The organism is Halanaerobium saccharolyticum, assembly GCF_004362045.1.
GTDB classification, from domain to species: Bacteria; Bacillota; Halanaerobiia; order Halanaerobiales; family Halanaerobiaceae; genus Halanaerobium; species Halanaerobium saccharolyticum_C.
The window spans coordinates 1-16,982 of the sequence record NZ_SNWX01000006.1 but is presented as its reverse complement, the minus strand read 5'-3'; the positions used below and the strand labels follow the sequence as shown (position 1 = coordinate 16,982).

Here is a 16,982-nt window from a genome sequence, read left to right as displayed (position 1 = left end):
TAACAGTGAAACAAAGCTGCACATTTTCCTTAAAAAAACTGTTCCTAGTTTAGAAAGTAAATTAAAATTTATAATAAATTTTATAATTTAAAACTGATGTAAAAAGCGTTTATCATTTTCGTAAAGTACTCTAATATCATCAATTCCATATTTTAATAAAGCCAGCCGATCTAGCCCAACTCCAAAAGCAAAACCACTGTAAATATCCTTATCATAACCTGACATTTCCAGTACATTTGGATGAACCATCCCTGCTCCCATAATCTCCAGCCAACCTGTTCTGGAACATAAAGGACATCCCTCTCCACCACAGACAATACAGGAAACATCTACCTCAGCACTGGGTTCTGTAAAAGGGAAATAGCTGGGGCGAAATCTAACATCTCTATCTTTTCCAAATAAGGCTTCTACAATTAACTCAATTGTTCCTTTTAAATCACTAAAAGAAATATCTTTATCAATAACTAGCCCTTCAGTCTGATGGAAAATAGGAGAATGAGATGCATCAAGCTCATCAGAACGATAAACTCTGCCCGGTGCAATTATTCTAACCGGCGGTTCCTGTGCTTCCATAGTTCTTACCTGGACCGGTGAGGTATGAGTTCGCAGTAAATAATGGTCATCAATATATAAAGTATCCTGAAGGTCCCGGGCCGGGTGGTGAGCTGGAATATTTAGCGCTTCAAAATTGTAATATTCGCTTTCTACTTCAGGTCCTTCGGCAATCTCAAAACCCAGACCAATAAAAATGTCTTCTAATTCTTTAGTCACTAAAGATAATGGATGAGAACGACCGGCTTCTACTTTACCTCCAGGAAGAGTAACATCAATTTTTTCTGCTTCAAAACGTTTTTGAGCGGCTTTCTCTTCCAGTCTTCCTTTATGTTCACCCAGCCAGTTCTGAATTTTATTTTTTAAGATATTTGCTTCTTTCCCTACAACAGGACGCTGATCTGCCTCAATTTTTCCCATCTTTGAAAAAACAGACTGAATAGCCCCTTTTTTGCCCAAATACTTTATTCTCATTTCTTCTAATTGATCAAGACTTTCTACTTCTTTTAATTCTGACTCTGCTTCTTTTTCAATCTTTTTTAGATCATCTAATAGATCCAAAACTAACACCTCCATATTATATGTATGATAAATTTTATCTCCTGAAAATACAAAAAATCCCGCCCTAAAGGGACGAGATACCGTGTTACCACCCTGATTATCCCACATAATTGTGGAATCACTTTCTTTTGTTAACGAAAGTCATTAACTTCCGGAAAAGCTTACTTGATTCAGCCCTCAGCTCCAGAGTGAACTTCACTAAATTTGATAATTTAACTGCTCCCAGCTGCTGCAGCTAATCTCTGTCAGAATCATTTTTAGTTACTCTCTCCTTCTCAGCCATTAAATATAATATTCTTTTTTAATTATACCATATAAAAAATATTCGCACAAGAAAAAAATAAAGCTCAAACTTTAAATTAAATAACTTATAACAATATTAGTTTAACTTATTTTTTAGCTGCTGGGAAAGTATTTCGAAAGAAATAACTGATGCTGCAACTGCCGCATTTAAAGATTCAATTTCTCCAGCCAGTGGGATTTTTATTTTTGAAGTAGCAGATTCTAATAATTGCTGATCAAGTCCATTTGCTTCATTACCAATCATTAAAATTAAATTATCCTGATACTGATGCTCAAAATGATATTCTTCAGCCTGAATATCTGCAGCCAGCAGTTCGTATTCTGCTGCCTCACTTTTGATTTCAGCCAGAAAATTTTCCTGACTCAGCTTCTGCCTGATAGCAATAGAAAAAATTCCACCCATGGTGGCTCTAATAACTTTTTGATTAAAAATATCTACTGAACCCTTAAGAGCAATAATACCATCAAAACCAGCCGCAACAGCTGTTCTGATCATAGTTCCCATGTTTCCCGGATCCTGAATTCTATCTAGAAGTAGTATTTTTTCGGCCTGCTGATAAAAATCATTCCCCTTAAATACGGATTCATTTACTACAGCGAGAATTCCCTGAGGATTAACTGTGGAAGCAGTTTCTTTTAAAAGATCTTCTTCAATATAAATAAATTCAGCCTTTAATTTTAAATCAGCCAGCAGATTATCATTTTCAGCTGATTTAAAAAAAGCAGGAGTAAGAAAGACCTGTCTAAAGTCTGCTCCCCCTGCTAGCGCAGCCTCAATAAGCCTTTTACCTTCCAGAATAAAGACACCTTCTTTGCGTCTGTTTCTACTCCGGTAAAGCTTATTTAGATATTTGACTTTATCATTTTGAGAACTGCTGATTATATTCATTTAACTAGTTTCCTAATTTCTCTTTTGCCAGATCTACTAAATCAGCAAATCCATCAGAATCATTAACTGCTAAGTCAGCTAACATTTTGCGGTCGATTTCTACATCAGCCTGTCTTAAACCATTAATGAAACGACTGTAAGAAAGACCTTCATTTCTAGCTGCTGCATTGATTCTGGTAATCCAGAGCTTTCTAAATTCTCTCTTTTTATTTCTTCTATCTCTATAAGCATAATGTAAAGATTTCATTACCGCCTGATTTGCAGGACGATATAACTTACTGCGGGAACCAAAATATCCCTTAGCCATCTTCAAAACTTTTTTTCTACGCTTGCGCGCCTTATTTCCTCTTTTTACACGTGGCATCTTAAATGACACTCCTTCCAAAATTTTAGCATATATTATTTTTTATCTTATTTTATTATTGCGGTTTATCCATGTAATAATTTCTTATATTTCTTCTGATAACTTTTGCTTAATAATTTAGCTTTACGTAACTGTCTTTTTCTATTTCCAGATTTCTTAGTTAAAATATGACTGTGAAATCCTTTGTGATGCTTAAGCTTACCATTAGCAGTAACTTTAACTCTCTTAGCTATACCCTTGTGTGTTTTTTGCTTTGGCATGATTTAACCTCCTAATACTGTAATAATCAAAAATGATTTCTAAAATAACCCTGTAATTAAGCCGGTAATTAAAGTGGATTCTAAGTTGTTTAATTGACTACTGTTTATCACTTTCGGGAGTTAGAAACATCATCATATTTCTACCTTCCATTTTCGGCTTGCTTTCTACCTTACCAATATCTTTAGTCTGTTCAATTAGGCGGTCCATCAGATCATATCCTAATTCTTTATGCATCATTTCTCTTCCCCTAAAGCGAATTCTTACCTTAACTTTATCCTTATCATTGAGGAATCTGCGAGCCTGCTTTAATTTAACATTAAAGTCGTGATCTTCAATTTTAACACCCATCTGAACCTCTTTAACATTCATTACGTTCTGGTTCTTTTTGGCTTCTTTTTCCTTTTTAGCCTGCTCATATTTGTACTTTCCATAATCCATAACTCTGCATACAGGTGGATTAGCCTGTGGAGCAACTTCTACTAAGTCCAAACCCTGTTCTGCTGCTCTATCCAATGCATCATCCAGCGACTTGATACCAACTTGCTCACCTTCTTGATCGATCAGACGAACCTCTCTTGCTCTAATGCGATCATTAACCCTTAAATCATTAACGATATTTATGCACCTCCTGAGTGATATAAAAAACCAATATAAACAAAAAAACGAGTGGTAGAAACCACCCGTTAAATACAGTAATCAGCTAAAGATAGACTATCCCTAAAGATAAGTCTACTTTTCCCGCAGAAATTAAAATTCTAAACGAGAAACTGATATTAACCAGTTCTGACTGGTGAGAAACAGGTGCTTCTACTTTGTTTTCCTTAATAATTATAGCACAGGGTGGTAATAGTGTCAAGAAATATTTCAAAAACTTTCCTCCAGAATAAGCTGAAGGAAAGTTAATTAACAAAACTCTATTCGATATCTTCTGTATTAATTTCTTTTGCTTCAATTTCTTCTAAAATATTAGCTTTAAATTCCTCTAAATTACTTGTTCCTAAGTCACCTTCACGTCTATCCCGTACAGACACAGTTCCATTTTCTTCTTCACGTCCACCTACAATTAACATATAGGGTACCTGTTTAACCTGAGCATCTCGTATTTTGTAACCTACCTGTTCTGAACGGCTGTCAACCTCAACTCTAATATTTTCTTCTTTTAGAGCTTCTTTAACTTTAAGTGCATAATCAATCTGATCATCAGAAACAGGAATAATTTCTACCTGTACCGGGGCCATCCAGGTTGGAAAAGCACCTGCAAAGTGTTCAATTAAGATTCCAATGAAACGCTCAATACTACCATAAATTGCACGGTGAATCATTACCGGCCGGTGCTCATCTCCATCCTGTCCTATATAGCTTAAATCGAAACGTTCCGGCATCTGGAAGTCAAGCTGGATTGTTCCACACTGCCAGGTTCTGCCGAGGCTGTCTTCTAAATGAAAGTCAATTTTAGGACCATAAAAAGCTCCATCACCTTCGTTGACTTCATAATCCAGTCCATTTTTCTCTATCGCATTACGCAGAGCGTCAGTTGCTTTATCCCAGAGTGCCTCATCTCCCATTGCTTTTTCGGGTTTAGTACTTAACTCAACATTATAGTTAAATCCAAAGGCACTGTAAATTTTATCAACTAGCTTAATAACCCCACTTAATTCATCTTCAATTTGAGTCGGGAGACAGTAAATATGAGCATCATCCTGAGTAAAGCTTCTAACTCTCATTAATCCGTGGAGGGCTCCGGACATTTCATGACGATGTACCAGTCCCAGTTCAGCCATTCTAATTGGAAGCTCACGATAACTGTGCATCGAATCTTTATAAACTAAAATCCCACCGGGGCAGTTCATTGGTTTAACAGCATGAGTTTCTCCATCAATTTCGGTAAAATACATATTATCCTGATAATGGTCCCAGTGTCCTGATTGATGCCAGAGAGACTCATCTAAAATAATAGGAGTTTTAATCTCTTCATATCCAGCCTTGCGGTGCTCTTCTTTCCAAAAATCAATCAATTCATTTCTGAGAGCCATCCCTTTCGGATGGAAAAAAGGAAAACCTCTTCCTTCATCCTGCATGCTGAAAAGATCAAGTTCCTTGCCAAGTTTTCTGTGATCACGTTTTTTAGCTTCTTCTACTCTATGCAGATATTTCTCTAAATCTTTTTCGCTGGCAAAAGCAGTACCATAAATCCGCTGCAGCATCTCATTGTTCTCATCTCCACGCCAGTAAGCTCCAGCAACATTAAGCAGCTTAAAAGCCTTTATATAGCCTGTAGAGGGAAGATGAGGTCCGCGGCAGAGATCAACATAATCTCCCTGAAAATAGAGACTAATCATCTGATCATCCAATTCCTCTATTAATTCCAGTTTATATTTTTCATTTCTTTCTTCCATTAATTCAATTGCTTCTTGACGGGGAAGTTCTTTTCTCTGGATTTCTATATCTTCCTCGATAATCTTTTCCATCTCAGCTTCAATTTCTGTCAAAGAATCTTCATTAAAATTTTCCTCTAAATTAAAATCATAATAAAAACCCTCTTCTATTGTAGGTCCAATTGCAACCTGTACATTATCATAAAGTCTTTTTACTGCCTGAGCCATCACATGTGAGGTTGTGTGACGAATAATATCCAGAGCATCATCACTGTCGATAGTAATAATAGAAAGCTCCACATCTTTTTCAATCGGATAATAGGCATCTACTTCTTTCCCGTCTACAACTCCAGCAATCGCATCTCTACCTAAACCACTGCCAATAGAATAAGCAACGTCTTCTACTGTTGTTCCGGGTTCATATTCCTTAACTGAACCATCAGGTAATGTTACCTTAACTTTTTCCACCATATCATTTCCTCCTTATAAATTTAATAAATCTTCTTTTTAAGCATGGTTGATTTAGTATTAGCACATCGAGTGGGTCATCCTAAATCTAATTTTCTTATATAAAATCAAAAAAATCCCTCATCTCATTATAGAGACGACGGACTGCGCGGTTCCACTCTAGTTAATAATAATTATCTCTATTCTAGATTAAAGATAGAATAGTTAAAATCATTATTCCCTTAATAAGATAACGGTTTAACCGGATAGAAATACTTTATTCCTCCTATCTGCTCCAGGGTGGTTTTCAACTTACTGTTAAGCTATGTGCTTTCAGCCGTCGGCACAATTCTCTTGTAACTTACAGATAAATTTACTCTTCCCTATCAGGGCATTTGAATATTTATTTCTTTCATTATAGTTTTTATTTGTTAAAAAGTCAAGTGATTATTATTTATTTTTTACAGCTTGAAGAGAAATTACTGCTGTTTCTACCAATATCCCAATTAAAGTATTAAAAGCCTGGAAGCCAATTGGTGTCACTGTATAATAAATAAAAAAAGACCACCAACAGTGGTCAAATCATCAAAGTGGTGCCGGGGGTCGGGCTCGAACCGACACGGGAATAAATTCCCACCGGATTTTAAGTCCGATGCGTCTGCCAATTCCGCCACCCCGGCAAATATTATTAAAATGGTGTTGGTAAGTGGATTCGAACCACTGGCCTCTACGATGTCAACGTAGCGCTCTGACCAACTGAGCTATACCAACTTAAAATATTAAGTTAGCACTTTCAACTTACTATGAAAAAGAAAAAATGTGCAAGCAAAAAGTGGTGCCGGGGGTCGGGCTCGAACCGACACGGGAATAAATTCCCACCGGATTTTAAGTCCGATGCGTCTGCCAATTCCGCCACCCCGGCAAATATGTAACATTTAACTTGCGACATTTTGTATTATATCAATGGTTCTCAAATTTGTCAAGATAAATATTTCAAATTATTTAAATTGTTAATAAACTTTTATTTAATGCTTCTAAAATAATAAAATGGCACCAATACGGGCACCTTTTGTCAAGCAAATAAAAAAATAATAATTTTAATAACAGCCGCAATGGCTGTTATATCAGTAATAATGAATTGGAGGCGGCAGACGGATTTGAACCGCCGAATAAAGGATTTGCAGTCCTCTGCCTTACCACTTGGCTATGCCGCCCAGGCTGCAAATAAAATGGAGCGGGAAACGAGATTTGAACTCGCGACCCTCACGTTGGCAACGTGATGCTCTACCACTGAGCTATTCCCGCAAAAATGGTGGTGGGAGACAGAATCGAACTGTCGACACGTGGATTTTCAATCCACTGCTCTACCGACTGAGCTATCCCACCAAAATGGCGGAGGAGACGGGATTTGAACCCGCGATCTCCGGCTTGACAGGCCGGCGCGTTAAACCGCTACGCTACACCTCCGCGTTTAAGAAGTAGTATCTAGAAAATCAGGAATAAAACATCTAACACAACTTCTTTTATTAAATTTGCAAATAAAAATGGTGGGCGAAACAGGGCTCGAACCTGTGACCCCCTGCTTGTAAGGCAGGTGCTCTCCCAACTGAGCTATTCGCCCCTCAGCAGTAATTAAAAGCATAATTACCGCATCAGCAATAACTAGTATATATAAAAAGCTACTTTAAGTCAAAATTCAATATAGACTGTTATCAGTAATTAAATAATTTTATGTTAAATATACTACTAAATACTTAAAAAAACTACTACAGATAATTTTTTTCTCAAAAGCTTATTTTTTATATTCTATTCAATAAACTCTAGCTTTAATTTGTCATTTTCTCTAATATAATTAAATATCTCTGCCGCCAGTACTGGGTTGATGTCTGTTTCTATGGAATTGTAACTTTTAACAATTGTATTATAAAGTTCTTTAACATTGAAAAGTATATTATTAGACTTTAGCTTTGAGAGTACAGCATTAATTAATAATTTCTGCCTTTCAAACCTAGCCATTGAATCAGAACTTCTCCAGCGAACAAAATTCAATGCTTCTTTTCCGGACAATAGATTATTTCCTTCTTTTAAATTAAGACCCAGACCAGGCACCCTTATTTCCTGTTTAAGAGTTATCTGTACTCCACCTAATTCATCAATTACCTTTTCAAATCCCTGATACCTAAGATAGACATAATAATCAATTTCGGTAGCAGTAATTTCTTCTACTGCCGACTGAATATCCCCATTATGATATTTTCTTAATAACTGCCCTTTATATTTTGTATCTTCATTAATATGTTTTACCAGCAGCTTGTTTGCTCCGGGTCTTAATTTAGCAAGCATTATAGAATCAGCTTCCACACTTCCAATTGCTACACTTTCTTCGCTATCAAGTCCAACAAATAATATGTTTAAATCCTGAGTAAAATCACTTTCCGATAAACCCAGAATAGATAAAATTCGATCCAATAGAGATGGATCTTCTAATTCCCGGGCAAAATCATTCTGAGTTTCATCTTTTACCTGTTCATCTCTCTCTACTCCGGCTTTTTCGTTTATTTGCCCTTCGCTTTTTAGCTGTTTTTCTCTTTCCTGAGTAATATCTTCTTCTTTCTCAGGTTTAGCAGACATTTCAACTTCTTCCTCTTCAACTTCAACGTTCTTATCACTCTCTTGCTCAAGATCTGTCTGGCCAGAATCCTCTGCTTCCGGAGTAGTTTCCTGACTCTGGTCACCAGTTACTGTTTGTTCTTCTGTCTCCACTGAACTATCTTCTGCTGTAGTATCGTCAGTTTCTCCTTTATTTAACTCAGTTTCTAACTTTTTCTCTTTGTCTTTTTGATCGACTTCCTCTTTTTGACCTGCCGTATCTGACTCATCTAAACTACCATTTTTAATACCGCTTTTGCTCTCTTTAACAGAGGTTTTTTCGGTATCAGCTGTATCACTTTTAGGTTCTACCCCACTGTCAGTTTTAACTGTATCTTTTTTATAAGACTCAGAAGTCATGCCATTATCCTCGTCTTCTACAGGAGGAGCATCGCTTTCAGTCTTTTCAGCTGGTTGTTTTGTAGCTACCTTATCTTTTTCTGTTTTCATATCTGAAGTAATAGCTGTGTCTTCACTTTTCTCAACTTGATTATCAGGTACTGGCTCTAAATCTCTTTCTAAGTAATAACCAGCCAGTCCAATAAATAATAAGAGTAGAGCTATCAGGAAAACTCCTATCCATTTATGTTTCTTTTTTGATTTTTGATTGTCTTGGGTATTTTTTTCTGCCAATGTTATTGCCTCCCTATTCCCTTATATTCATAATATTCGTGATTATAGGTTCAATTCCTGCATGAAAGTAATTTCTTTATCTATTTTAATCTATTTTAAAAAGTCTAAATTTTATTTTTTTTCTCCCTGTCAAACTTATTTGCTAAATTTTATTGACAAAGCAAATTTTTATGGTATAATTTATAATTGTGATGCCGAGGTGGCGGAACTGGCAGACGCGCTAGCTTGAGGGGCTAGTGGTCTAATAGACCGTGCGGGTTCGAATCCCGCCCTCGGCACCAATTTAAATTTAAAATGATAATTTACCCCCAAGTTTACCCTGATAATGCAGGTTTCTTGGGGGTTTTTTAATTCTCCCACTTTTTTAACATAACTCGAACAGAACGAGCCATCTCTTTACTAAAACTGGCTCCAGTTTTTCTGGCATACATAAACTGTCCATAGTTATCTGCATTAAAAGTATTATCAGGGTTGAATCTCTGGCTCCGATCAGCAAACATATTCTCTAATTCTTCCTTATTCAAAGTTCTATAATTATTTTCAAAAACTATATACTTTTTATCAAAACGAGATTTAATTACAGGTTTTTTTTCTGGATAATGCCCCATTACCAGCATCGAAATTGGAAAAACTAACTCTGGCAGTGATAAAATTTCCTGCTGTTTTTCATAATTCTCCATAATATCACCTATATAGCAGGAACCAATGCCCAGTGATTCTGCTGCAATTACTGCATTCTGAGCAGCAATTAAGGCATCACTACAGGCCAGCATTAAGTCCCCTTCTTTAGGACCAGTATAGTTAATATCTTCTTTTAAACAAAATTCCTTAACTCCCGATAAATTATAATAATCATACCACCGCTGATAATCCGCCAAAAACACCATAACCAGAGGCGCCTTAGCAATAAATGATTGCTGGTCACAACTTTTACTCAGTAGATTCTTTTTTTCTTGATCATCCACTACAATAATCGAGTAAAGCATCATATTACCAGCTGTAGGAGCCCTTAAAGCACTATTAATAATGGTATCTTTTTCATCCTGACTGATCTCTTTATCGGCAAATTTACGCAGCGATGCTCTTTCATTTATCAATTTAATTGTTTCATTCATTATCTATCCCACCTTCTAAATATTTCATCACTCAATAAATATACAGGTTCAATTCTATCTTAAATTACAAACAGTGCATTTCTGTTTCAGCTTGATTCCAGGGGACGGTATAACCCTTTCCCTTACTGCAAAAAATTGAGGAAGAAAAATACTCAGGATCTTGATGCTTATCATAATTGCTTTCCTTAATGACCTGCTTACTATTATGACAAAAATCATAACCACCAAATTTAAGATTAATTATCCCTTTGCCACCGCTAAAAGTTCTTAACTCAATCGGATAATTCATAAAAGCAGCAGCAGGAGCCTGACCCTTGATTACTGCCTGATCCCCCAAAATATCAGGTGGCTCAAAATGCCCATATTCAGAAACCTGATCATTTATAGTCTCTTTATAAATAATATCTGGCTGAGCAAAATCTATCTCAAATTTAAACCTTTCTTTAATTAAACTTTTCAAAATTTCCAGCTGAATTGTACCCATCACATTAACCTGATTAACATTATGATAATCCTGGCCATTATAAATCCTTAGTTTTGTAATTTTTTCTGAAATTATTTTATCTAATTTATGATATTCAAGCAAATCTCTAACTTTAAAGCTCCCATTTAAAACTTTAATATGCGAAATTCGATTATTATCCTGATCATGAGAAATTTTATATAAAAGCGCCTGCAGTTTCTGGTCCTGCTGATTTAAATAAACACTATCTGTTAGCAGAACCAGTTGATCAAAAAATTCTTTTATTCCCTGATCATTTAGAGCTAAACCAGCTCCAGCAATAAAAATTTCCCGTTTTCTTATCATCTTCTTTATCTCTTTTAAAAATATATCTTCTTTAATGTTTTCTTTCAAATATAAATCAAGTAATTCTTCTCACCACCTCTTAAAAGAAAAGCTGACAGAATTAACTGCCAGCTGTCTAATCCATTCTAATATTAATTAATTTAAAGCTTTTCCGCAGCCTGATATTCTTCTCCAGAGGTTTCAACTTCCATTGATTCCATTATCTGGTCTTCCCGCGGCATATCGCTTGCTCCAGTTTCTACCTCAGCTATCTGATCAACAAAATCCATACCTTCTATAACCTCACCAAACGCAGCATACTTACCATCCAGATGAGGAGCATCCCTGTGAACTATAAAAAACTGAGAACCTGCAGAGTCAGGATGAGAGCTTCTGGCCATCGAAATCACTCCTCTTTTGTGGCTTAAGTCATTATCATAACCGTTCTCGGTAAACTCCCCCCTGATTGAATAACCAGGGTTTCCGATACCAGTACCATCAGGACAGCCACCCTGAATCATAAAACCTTTAATTACTCGATGAAACTTAAGACCATCATAATATTCGTCTTCTACTAATTCAATAAAATTTCTAACAGTATTTGGGGCAATTTCTGGGTACAATTCTATCTTTATTTCTTCTCCATTCTCCATTTTTATAGTTATTTCTGGATTTTTCGCCATCTAAAACACCTCTTATATCTTTTTCTGTTCCATTTACTTATTCTATTATATACAAATTAAGTCCATAATTAAAGCAATTATTTAAATAAATACTGTTACCATTCATTAATATAGTTCTCTCATAACATTTTCCTTGAGCTGCATCTATCATAAAAAATTCAAAATTGACAAGCAAAAGCAAAAGATTATATAATTAATTCAAATAATTTGAATTTTCTAGTGAGAAGGGAGAAGAGATAATAATGAAAAAGTCTTTATTAACTGTACTATCTTTAAGTATTATTTTCCTATTTGTTTTGACAAATTTTGCTGGTGCCCAGAAATATGAAATTGGAATTTCACAGTTTGTCGAACATCCATCTCTAAATTTAGCCAGAAAGGGATTTGTTGATCAGCTGGCAGAAGAAGGTTTTGTAGAGGGAAAAAATCTTAAAATTGACTTACAAAACGCTCAGGCAAGTTTTTCAACTGCTCAGACTATTGCTCAGAAATTTAACCAGAACAAGCCGGATTTAGTGCTGGCTATAGCCACACCCTCAGCTCAGACTGCAGCTAATGTAATTTCCGAGATACCCGTATTAATTACAGCTGTTACAGATCCAGTTAAAGCAGGTGTAGTTAATACTATGGAAAGACCTGGCGGAAATATAACGGGAACCACAGATATGAACCCAGTTGCCAAACAATTAGAATTAATCAAGAAATTTTTACCAGATCTAAATACTTTGGGAATTTTATATAATCCAGGAGAAGTTAATTCTGTTGTTCAGGTTGATTTAGCTAAAAAGAAAGCTGAAGAAATGGGAGTAGCTATAGAAGAAGGAACAGTTAGCAACAGCAGTGAAGTTAGCCTGGCAGTATCCTCTCTGGTTGGTGATGTAGATGCAATCTATATTCCTACCGACAATATTATAGTTTCTGCAATGCCAACAGTACTCCAGACCGCTTATAATAATCAGATTCCGGTCTTTGCTTCTGAAAACAATTCAGTTAAATTAGGAGCTATTGCTACTCTGGGAATTGATTATTATCAACTGGGAAGACAGACAGGTTCGATGGCTGCCAAAATTCTAAATGGAGCTGATCCAGCGACAATGTCAGTTAAATCCTCTGAAGAATTAAAACTTTATATTAATCAAAAATCAGCTGCAAAAATTGGTTTAAAAATTCCTGCTGAATTATTAAAAACTGCAGATACTATTTTCAAAAAATAAAAATATATACTGGTTATCTAATAATTATTTCTAAGTAACCAGCAGCTAATAAAAAGTCAAAAAAATAAGCCAGGCTAATTAGCCTGGCTTTAATATTCGAAAAATGGTGGTGGGAGACAGAATCGAACTGTCGACACGTGGATTTTCAATCCACTGCTCTACCGACTGAGCTATCCCACCCAATATGTAATTATAAATAAAAATGGTTGCGGGGACCGGATTCGAACCGATGGCCTCCAGGTTATGAGCCTGACGAGCTACCAGACTGCTCTACCCCGCGCTATTAAATGGTGAGCCATGGAGGATTCGAACCTCCGACAACCTGATTAAAAGTCAGGTGCTCTGCCAACTGAGCTAATGGCCCATTTCTCTTGCGACGCTTTTTATAATATCAATAATAAATGGAGTTGTCAAGGAAAAAACAAAAAAATATATAATATCATCTTATGGAATAAGAATTCAGAAAATATTATAAAAGGCAGACAATTTAAATGTCTGCCTGTAAAGTTAATTTAAGTTTTTATGGTAAGTAATTTCTGGGATTAAGGGGTTCTTCATTCCTTAAGACTCCAAAATGTAAATGTGGACCTGTACTTAAACCAGTATTACCTGAAACAGCAACCTGCTGTCCCTTATTTACCATTGAACCCTTAGAAACTGTTACTCTAGAATTATGGGCATACAGAGTTTCTACACCTCGTCCATGATCAATAATAACTGTATAACCAAATCCATTCATCCAGCCACTATGTACAACCTCTCCAGAAGCTGCTGCTCGAACAGTAGTTCCAGCAGGTACAGCAATATCTAAACCATTATGGAATAATCTTGTTTTTCTAATTGGATGTGTTCTCCAGCCAAAATTGGAGGTAATCCTTCCACTGACCGGCCAGATTAGGGAATTCCTGGTTAAAGAAAATGGCTTCCGTTGGTAATCCCGAATAATTAATTTATCACCGGCAAAAATTCGATTTCCATTAAGATTGTTATTACGGCGTATTGTTTCTATATCAGTACCATACATTCGGGCAATAGTACTTAATGCATCTCCTCTCTGAATTTGATAAACTATCTGATCAGAGGAAGTATTATTTTTTTTAGCTTTTCTCTTACTATTACTATCACTCTCACTATTAGTTTTGTTTTGCTTATAGTCAACAATGGGCAGTATCAATTCCTGTCCTGCTTTAATAAAATCTGAATTAAGATTATTTGCGTTCATAATCTCTTCAACAGGCAAATTTCTACGTGCCGCTATCCCTGATAAAGTGTCACCCTGACGAACTTCATAATAAATTTTAGCTTTCTTAGCTGCAGTCTTATTTTGATTATTTTTTTCGTTCCGATTTTGTGATTCAGCTCTTATTACCTTATCTCGTGGAATTTTCAAGTCCTGACCGGGTTTTATCTTAACAGAACTCATATTATTAAATTCCATAATTTCTTTCACAGTCACATCTCTCGACCCAGCAATTCCTGACAGAGTATCTCCATTATCCACTACATAAAGCTCATAAGATACTTTCTCAGAAATCATTTTTTTTAATAACTCAAGGGTGCTGCCACCTACTATTCCATCAATTTGCAGATTGTTGTTTTTCTGAAAATCCTTTACAGCATCCTCAGTACTTTTTCCAAATATACCGTCTGTTGAAACATTATAGCCAAGAGTTTCTAAATATTTTTGGACTTCAATTACATCTCTGCCCCGATCACTTAATCTAACCTGGAAAGCAGAAACTGTGATAGTTATTGACAAAAGAAAAACTAATAAAATTATTAGCGTAGTTAAAAAGTAATTTTTTTCCATATCTCCCCTCCTTTCTACTTTGCTCTAATATATATAATTCAAGATAAAAGTTAAATTTCCTTTTTATATTTCCCTTTTTTGTTTAAATTTTTAAAATCATTCTGTCTCAGGGCTTCATAGATTATTATGGACACTGAGTTAGAAAGATTCAAAGATCTTAAATTTTCCTTCATTGGAATCCTAATACATTTATCCAGATTTGATTTTAATAATTCTTCCGGTAAACCTGCAGTTTCTTTGCCAAATAAAAAATAGTCATCTTCCTGATAATCAAATTCTGTATAAGATTTCGGAGCTTTGGTTGTTGCATAAAAAAAGCGCCCACCCTTATTTTCCTCAAAGAAATGATCCAGATTATCATAATAACTTATATCCATTTTATCCCAGTAATCTAACCCCGCTCTCTTTAAATATTTATCGGAGGTGGAAAAACCCAGGGGCCTTACTAAATGTAATTTTGAGTCTGTTACCGCAGTAGTGCGGGCTATATTTCCAGTATTTTGTGGTATTTCTGGTTCAACAAGTACAATATTCAATTTAATCACCTATTATATATTTAAATTTTATTTATTAATTTAATTCAATAAAAGATTAAGATAAAAAATAAAACTGATCAAATATTAATCTTCAGACCATCATAGGCAGTACTGATATGTTCAGGCAAGTAATCATTTAGTTTTTGATGATCTAATCTGTGTGAAATATGAGTTAAATATCCATGCTTTAAATTCAATTTATCAATCAAAGTTACTGCCTGGTCAACAGACATGTGAGTTGGATGCTCTTCAAAACGCAGTGCATCAACAGCTGCATATTCAATCCCCTCCAGAAGTTTGAAGGAACTTTCTGGAATCTTACTGCAGTCTGTTAAATAGGCAAAATTATTAATCCTGAAGGCTAAAATCTGATTATCCCCGTGATAAATTGGTACAGCTGTAATATTTAAATCTTTAAAGCGAAGATGTTTTTCTACTTCCTTTAATATGACCTGAGGTATCCCTCCACCTGGAGTTTCTTTTGAAAAAATATAAGGAAAAATTCTTTTTATATGTTTTAAAGTCTTACAATCAGCATAAACCGGCATTTCTTTACCCTGAAACCAATTTAAAGCTCTAATGTCATCAAAACCCATAATATGATCAGCATGAGCATGAGTCATTAAAACTGAATCAACATTTTTGATATTATTATTAATTAATTCCAGTCTCATCTCAGGTGGAGTATCTATTAATAAATTATAATTTTCACTTTTAATATGAATTGAAGTTCGCATTCTTTTGTTTTTTGGATTGTTAGACTGACAGACCTCACAATCACAGGCAATTACAGGCACCCCATGTGAAGTTCCTGTTCCTAAAAATGTTATCTGCAAAAAAACAACCCCTCTCATAAAAATTTTAACTTAAGAGAGGGGTATTTGTCAAACATTTAACTAATTTATTTGTTTAAGTAAACCCTTGTTTCGCAGAAATTCTGCCAGCTTTTTATAAATTAAGACTGTTATAATTGAATTAATTGCAGCTTTTGTTAAATTAAATGGTATAATCCCCGGCAGCATCATCTGTAAAACCCGTTCTCTAGGTATACCATAAAAAATTGGATTTAATACTAGATTTGCTCCAGCCATTACCACAGTCATCGCAATTGATCCAATAACAAGTCCCTTAATTGCACCAGTTCTATTATGATGCAGCTGATAAAAATAACCAGCTGTACCCGCAAAAACACCTGTGGCTAGAAAATGCATAAAAGCACCAAAAGGTCCTCCCAGGCCAGTAAATACTGCCATCAAAATTGACAGAATAAAGGTTGCACCCAGTGCTGCAGCAGGTCCAAACATAAATGATACTATTAAAATTGGAATATCTCCTGGTTCATATATTAAAAATGGTAAAAACATAGGAAAACGAACCAGAAGCATTAAAACTAAAGAAAAAGCTGATAAAACTGAAATAGTTGTAATTCTTTTTGTATCCATCCTTTGTCTCCTTTTTTTGGTTTTATTATCTTCTTTTTAAGTAAAAAAAATAGCCCTGTAAAATCAGGGCTAATTAATTATCTAATCTTCTTTATTCCGGACTATACCGTCGGTACTGGAATTGCACCAGTTCAGCTGAAGCTCGTGGACTATACCACCGGTTTGGAATTGCTCTAAAGCTCACCAGACCCTGAAGATAATATTTTTTTATCAATATAATTATAAGCAATATTTACTCTAAAAGCAAGTTATAACCTAATTAATTTGGTAACGTCAAGTATTTTGTGTAAATAAATTAATATCTTTCTTCAAATAGTTGAATTAAGTTTTCTCGAGTAGCTAAAAATCCTTTTAATCTTCT

16 protein-coding genes, 12 tRNA genes, 1 riboswitch and 2 other annotated features are annotated in these 16,982 nt (G+C 35.2%); of the genes, 2 read left to right on the top strand and 26 right to left on the bottom strand.

Features of this window, described 5'->3' with window-relative positions; translation table 11 throughout:
• Window positions 1-87: 87 nt before the first annotated feature.
• The 16 genes from pheS to DFR79_RS16310 all read right to left on the bottom strand — a co-directional run bounded on the left by pheS (window position 88) and on the right by DFR79_RS16310 (window position 9,034).
• Entirely contained in the window at window positions 88-1,113 is a 1,026-nt protein-coding gene (gene pheS, locus DFR79_RS05340; RefSeq protein ID WP_133514465.1) for a phenylalanine--tRNA ligase subunit alpha, read from the bottom strand.
• A gap of 65 nt (window positions 1,114-1,178) precedes the next feature.
• Window positions 1,179-1,399, bottom strand: a binding site (T-box leader).
• Between the two features lie 93 nt (window positions 1,400-1,492).
• Entirely contained in the window at window positions 1,493-2,305 is an 813-nt protein-coding gene (locus tag DFR79_RS05335; protein WP_133514464.1) for a TrmH family RNA methyltransferase, read from the bottom strand.
• A gap of 4 nt (window positions 2,306-2,309) precedes the next feature.
• A complete protein-coding gene (gene rplT, locus DFR79_RS05330) occupies window positions 2,310-2,669 on the bottom strand; it encodes a 50S ribosomal protein L20 (protein WP_111572825.1) in 360 nt (119 codons plus the stop codon).
• Between the two features lie 65 nt (window positions 2,670-2,734).
• Window positions 2,735-2,929, bottom strand: coding sequence for a 50S ribosomal protein L35 (gene rpmI, locus DFR79_RS05325; RefSeq protein ID WP_133514463.1), 195 nt, complete (start codon window positions 2,927-2,929; stop codon window positions 2,735-2,737).
• A 97-nt stretch (window positions 2,930-3,026) separates the two neighbouring features.
• Window positions 3,027-3,551: a translation initiation factor IF-3 gene (gene infC / locus DFR79_RS05320; protein WP_347814026.1), complete on the bottom strand. Its 525-nt coding sequence runs from the start codon at window positions 3,549-3,551 to the stop codon at window positions 3,027-3,029.
• A gap of 79 nt (window positions 3,552-3,630) precedes the next feature.
• On the bottom strand, window positions 3,631-3,798 hold the full coding sequence (locus DFR79_RS16070; RefSeq protein ID WP_166637978.1) for a hypothetical protein: 168 nt from the start codon (window positions 3,796-3,798) through the stop codon (window positions 3,631-3,633).
• Between the two features lie 46 nt (window positions 3,799-3,844).
• Complete coding sequence (thrS, locus tag DFR79_RS05315) at window positions 3,845-5,776, bottom strand: threonine--tRNA ligase (RefSeq protein ID WP_166637977.1); 1,932 nt, start codon at window positions 5,774-5,776, stop codon at window positions 3,845-3,847.
• Between the two features lie 126 nt (window positions 5,777-5,902).
• Window positions 5,903-6,151 (bottom strand) — a binding site (T-box leader).
• A 192-nt stretch (window positions 6,152-6,343) separates the two neighbouring features.
• Window positions 6,344-6,432: transfer RNA gene (locus DFR79_RS05310), tRNA-Leu, on the bottom strand.
• A gap of 14 nt (window positions 6,433-6,446) precedes the next feature.
• Window positions 6,447-6,523 (bottom strand) — tRNA-Val (locus DFR79_RS05305).
• Between the two features lie 62 nt (window positions 6,524-6,585).
• Window positions 6,586-6,674: transfer RNA gene (locus tag DFR79_RS05300), tRNA-Leu, on the bottom strand.
• A gap of 217 nt (window positions 6,675-6,891) precedes the next feature.
• A tRNA-Cys gene (locus DFR79_RS05295) sits at window positions 6,892-6,966 on the bottom strand.
• A gap of 16 nt (window positions 6,967-6,982) precedes the next feature.
• Window positions 6,983-7,057: transfer RNA gene (locus DFR79_RS05290), tRNA-Gly, on the bottom strand.
• Window positions 7,058-7,062: 5 nt separating this feature from the next.
• A tRNA-Phe gene (locus DFR79_RS05285) sits at window positions 7,063-7,138 on the bottom strand.
• Window positions 7,139-7,142: 4 nt separating this feature from the next.
• A tRNA-Asp gene (locus DFR79_RS05280) sits at window positions 7,143-7,219 on the bottom strand.
• Window positions 7,220-7,297: 78 nt separating this feature from the next.
• Window positions 7,298-7,373, bottom strand: a tRNA-Val gene (locus DFR79_RS05275).
• 185 nt (window positions 7,374-7,558) lie between these two features.
• On the bottom strand, window positions 7,559-9,034 hold the full coding sequence (locus tag DFR79_RS16310; protein ID WP_243727719.1) for an LCP family protein: 1,476 nt from the start codon (window positions 9,032-9,034) through the stop codon (window positions 7,559-7,561).
• 193 nt (window positions 9,035-9,227) lie between these two features.
• On the opposite strand from DFR79_RS16310, the gene DFR79_RS05265 reads away from it, so the two are divergent.
• A tRNA-Leu gene (locus tag DFR79_RS05265) sits at window positions 9,228-9,315 on the top strand.
• 66 nt (window positions 9,316-9,381) lie between these two features.
• Here the strand turns inward: DFR79_RS05265 and DFR79_RS05260 are convergent.
• From DFR79_RS05260 to DFR79_RS05250, 3 genes are all read right to left on the bottom strand, one after another.
• A complete protein-coding gene (locus DFR79_RS05260) occupies window positions 9,382-10,149 on the bottom strand; it encodes a nitroreductase family protein (protein WP_243727718.1) in 768 nt (255 codons plus the stop codon).
• A gap of 64 nt (window positions 10,150-10,213) precedes the next feature.
• The gene (locus DFR79_RS05255; RefSeq protein WP_166637976.1) at window positions 10,214-10,957 is read right to left on the bottom strand and encodes a hypothetical protein; all 744 of its coding nucleotides are present in this window, start codon (window positions 10,955-10,957) and stop codon (window positions 10,214-10,216) included.
• A gap of 140 nt (window positions 10,958-11,097) precedes the next feature.
• The gene (locus tag DFR79_RS05250; RefSeq protein WP_133514459.1) at window positions 11,098-11,619 is read right to left on the bottom strand and encodes a peptidylprolyl isomerase; all 522 of its coding nucleotides are present in this window, start codon (window positions 11,617-11,619) and stop codon (window positions 11,098-11,100) included.
• A 242-nt stretch (window positions 11,620-11,861) separates the two neighbouring features.
• Here DFR79_RS05250 and DFR79_RS05245 point away from each other — a divergent pair, with 242 nt between their 5' ends.
• Complete coding sequence (locus DFR79_RS05245; RefSeq protein ID WP_133514458.1) at window positions 11,862-12,833, top strand: ABC transporter substrate-binding protein; 972 nt, start codon at window positions 11,862-11,864, stop codon at window positions 12,831-12,833.
• 104 nt (window positions 12,834-12,937) lie between these two features.
• Here DFR79_RS05245 and DFR79_RS05240 read toward each other — a convergent pair.
• The 7 genes from DFR79_RS05240 to DFR79_RS05210 form a co-directional block, all read right to left on the bottom strand.
• A tRNA-Phe gene (locus DFR79_RS05240) sits at window positions 12,938-13,013 on the bottom strand.
• 23 nt (window positions 13,014-13,036) lie between these two features.
• Window positions 13,037-13,113, bottom strand: a tRNA-Met gene (locus tag DFR79_RS05235).
• A gap of 8 nt (window positions 13,114-13,121) precedes the next feature.
• Window positions 13,122-13,197: transfer RNA gene (locus tag DFR79_RS05230), tRNA-Lys, on the bottom strand.
• Between the two features lie 156 nt (window positions 13,198-13,353).
• Window positions 13,354-14,643: a LysM peptidoglycan-binding domain-containing protein gene (locus tag DFR79_RS05225; RefSeq protein ID WP_133514457.1), complete on the bottom strand. Its 1,290-nt coding sequence runs from the start codon at window positions 14,641-14,643 to the stop codon at window positions 13,354-13,356.
• Between the two features lie 50 nt (window positions 14,644-14,693).
• A complete protein-coding gene (gene trmL, locus DFR79_RS05220; RefSeq protein WP_243727717.1) occupies window positions 14,694-15,179 on the bottom strand; it encodes a tRNA (uridine(34)/cytosine(34)/5-carboxymethylaminomethyluridine(34)-2'-O)-methyltransferase TrmL in 486 nt (161 codons plus the stop codon).
• A gap of 77 nt (window positions 15,180-15,256) precedes the next feature.
• Entirely contained in the window at window positions 15,257-16,015 is a 759-nt protein-coding gene (locus DFR79_RS05215; protein ID WP_133514456.1) for an MBL fold metallo-hydrolase, read from the bottom strand.
• Between the two features lie 60 nt (window positions 16,016-16,075).
• Window positions 16,076-16,621, bottom strand: a complete 546-nt coding sequence (locus tag DFR79_RS05210) for an ECF transporter S component (protein ID WP_133514455.1) — start codon at window positions 16,619-16,621, stop codon at window positions 16,076-16,078.
• A gap of 80 nt (window positions 16,622-16,701) precedes the next feature.
• Window positions 16,702-16,823: riboswitch (FMN riboswitch) on the bottom strand.
• Window positions 16,824-16,982 lie beyond the last annotated feature (159 nt).